Source organism: Intestinibacter sp., from assembly GCF_051866655.1.
In the GTDB taxonomy this organism is placed as follows: Bacteria; Bacillota; Clostridia; order Peptostreptococcales; family Peptostreptococcaceae; genus Intestinibacter.
In genome coordinates this window covers 1-3075 of sequence record NZ_JBJDXL010000401.1, presented here as the reverse complement: position 1 = coordinate 3075, position 3075 = coordinate 1, and the positions used below count along the sequence as shown (strand labels likewise).

Genomic DNA, 3075 nt, shown 5'->3' with positions numbered 1-3075 from the left:
ATCTGATCCTTGGAATGCAGGTATAATTTTACAGGTTTTAGCTATAGGTGGTGTAATCAACCTAGTTAGTAAAATGGGTGGAGCTAAAGCTATAGCAGAAGCTCTATCAAAAAAGGCAAAAAGTGCAAGATCAGCACAGATAATGACATGGTTTGCTGGACTTTTAGTATTTTTCGATGATTATGCAAACTCTCTAATAATAGGACCTATGATGAGACCTGTAACAGATGGAATGAAAATATCTAGAGAAAGACTTGCATTTATCATAGATGCAACAGCAGCTCCAGTAGCAGGATTAGCTATAATATCAACATGGATAGGATTAGAGGTTGGACTTATAGGGGATGCTTTTAATTCAATTGGAGTAGACCAAAATGCATTTGGAGTATTTTTAAGCACTATACCATTTAGATTCTATAATATATTGATATTGGCGTTTATAGTGATAACAGCACTTTTATTAAAAGACTTTGGTCCTATGAGAAAATGCGAGTTACAAGCTCGACGTGGAGGACAAGTTCTTAAAGATGGAGAAGAATTAAACAAACAGATATCAAAAGAACACGATGATTTAGAACCATTAGAAGGAGTTACACCTAGTGTATGGAATGCAATAATTCCTATAGGAACTTTAATAATAGCAGCTTTAATAGCATTTTATTACAGTGGATATACAACTATAATGGGTTCAGAAGATGCAGCTACAATAGCTATAATGCAAAATTCACCATTTTCATTTGCAGCTATAAGAGAAGCCTTCAGTAACTCAGATGCATCTGTAGCGTTATTCCAATCAGCATTATTTGCAGGAATAGTGGCTATGGCTATGGGAGTTTTTAAAAAAATGTTTACAGTAGCTCAAGCAATAGAAATTTGGATAGACGGTATGAAAACATTACTTATAACTTGTGTAATATTAATATGCGCTTGGTCTTTAAGTTCTGTTATAAAAGAATTAGGAACAGCAAAATTCTTAATTAACTACTTATCAGGATCTATACCAGCATTTACTCTACCAAGTATAATATTTGTATTAGGTGCTATAATATCATTTGCAACTGGTACATCATATGGAACAATGGGAATCCTTATGCCACTTGCAATACCTCTAGCATATTCTATAAATCCAGATATGAGCTATGTAATAGTTTCAACAAGTGCTGTTTTAACAGGTGCAATATTTGGAGATCACTGTTCACCGATATCAGATACAACAATACTATCTTCAATGGGTGCAGGATGTGACCATATAGAACACGTTAGAACACAAATACCATATTCATTATTTATAGCAACTATAACTATAGTATTTGGATATATACCAGCTGGATTTGGATTACCTGTATATGTAGTTTTACCTTTAGCATTAGCAGCTGTATTTATAGGAATCCAAATATTAGGTAAGAGTGTAGAAGTAGAACAAGAATAGAAATTTAAAAATATAAAATTAAAACTGTTGTGTGAATTTCATACAGCAGTTTTTTTATTATAAAAAAAATTATATAGGCAATAATAATAAAGAAAAATAAAGAAAGGAGTGCTGTATAGCGTATTATTATGCCTTATATAAATTTTAAAGAAGAGAATTATAAATTATCAAAGCAATTAGTAAATAGAAAGAACAACAATATAAATATTAGAAAGAAAATCATAAACGATCATAATTTAGTTAGGGATTACAGTCCATTTGACGAGTTTAGCTTTAAAAATATAAAAAATAAAATTATCGGTAGCGATAAGGTTTTAGACGAAATAGATTTTAGATTGGAAATAGGCAAAAATTTTGTATGTGTAAATTTTTATAATTGTAAATTTCAAAATATTAAGTTTGTAGATTGTTTTTTTATAGGATGTAATTTTAATAGATGTATGTTTGAAAGCGGTGGTGTTGTATTTGAAAATTGTACTTTTACGAAGTCTGATTCGATAAAGACACCTTCTTTAAATGTAAAAGATAATTTTTCAACTACATTTGAGGAGTGTAAAATATACGCTAAATTTAAAGGCTGTGATTTGTCTTATTCTATATTTGAAAATTCTACTTTAAAAAATACTAGCTTTGAGCTTTGCAATATGCAAGCTGTAATTATGACAAAGTGCGATTTATATAATATAGAAGTATGTGATTCAGATTTTCAAAATTTTAAAACTTATAGATGTTATATAAATAATTTCGAATTTAATGACAAGTATATGACTACTTTTGATGAGAAGACTTTTTTTGATAAATTAACAGAAAGAAAAAAAGATAGAGACGAGTACGAGGGAATATATACTGTATATCAAAATATAGCTGATAAATACAAGCAAAATAATTTGAACAGTAATTTTGGAGAGTACTATTATCTAGCTAAAAGAGAAGAACATAAGACTTTAGGTTTTTTACCGAAAATAGAGTCTTATTTGTATTGGTTTTCATGTGGATATGGTGAAAGACCTATCTACAGCATTTATGCGAGTTTATTTATAATATTTCTATTTACTTTTTTGTATTTGATATTTGGTATAGAGATACATGAGCAATTAATACAATACAGTAATTTACAAACACTACAATTTTTATCTATAGAGAAATTTTATAGAGATTTTAAGGAAGCACTTTTTTTAAGTATAAGTTTGTTTACAGGGGTAGGAGGAGAAAATGGTATTGCTGCATTGTCTTCGTATTTAATTGCAGATATAGAGATGCTTATAGGTGTCATTATGATAGGAATTGGTACAGGTACTTTGATAAGAAAAATTATAAGATAATTCAAGTTGACATTCAAAATTAAGGATTAATAAAGGTATAGATGATATTATCAAAATAGTTAAAAATAACGATTTAAAGAAAAGTGTAAATCTCGCGGTTTTATGATACAATGTTAAAAAAGATATTACAGGCGGAGGAATACAATGGATTCTAATCAAAGAGTAGACGAATTTTTAAAATTACAAGAAAAAGGTATCTCCTTGGAGGAAATAGCTTCTACATTGGGTGTAAAACCGCAAACACTTAGAAAAGATTTAAATAAAAGTGGATAAAAAAGTATAAAGGGTAAATATTTAAAAAATAATACCTTTGAGTAGGTAAAG

General features: G+C 29.0%; 3 protein-coding genes. All 3 read left to right on the top strand.

The features are described 5' to 3' along the window. Positions 1 to 1429: Na+/H+ antiporter NhaC family protein (locus ACI3VO_RS12125; protein ID WP_439758166.1), on the top strand; the 1429-nt coding region annotated here is incomplete at its 5' end. A gap of 128 nt (positions 1430 to 1557) precedes the next feature. Further along, complete coding sequence (locus tag ACI3VO_RS12120) at positions 1558 to 2751, top strand: pentapeptide repeat-containing protein (protein ID WP_439758165.1); 1194 nt, start codon at positions 1558 to 1560, stop codon at positions 2749 to 2751. Positions 2752 to 2895: 144 nt separating this feature from the next. Continuing rightward, positions 2896 to 3024, top strand: coding sequence for a DeoR family transcriptional regulator (locus ACI3VO_RS12115; protein ID WP_439758164.1), 129 nt, complete (start codon positions 2896 to 2898; stop codon positions 3022 to 3024). The last annotated feature ends 51 nt before the right edge of the window (positions 3025 to 3075 follow it).

What these genes read in the sequence shown, in the direction of transcription:
- ACI3VO_RS12115 (WP_439758164.1), top strand. Translation starts at nt 2,896, where the DNA reads ATGGATTCTAATCAAAGAGTAGACGAATTTTTAAAATTACAAGAAAAA.
- ACI3VO_RS12120 (WP_439758165.1), top strand. Translation starts at nt 1,558, where the DNA reads ATGCCTTATATAAATTTTAAAGAAGAGAATTATAAATTATCAAAGCAA.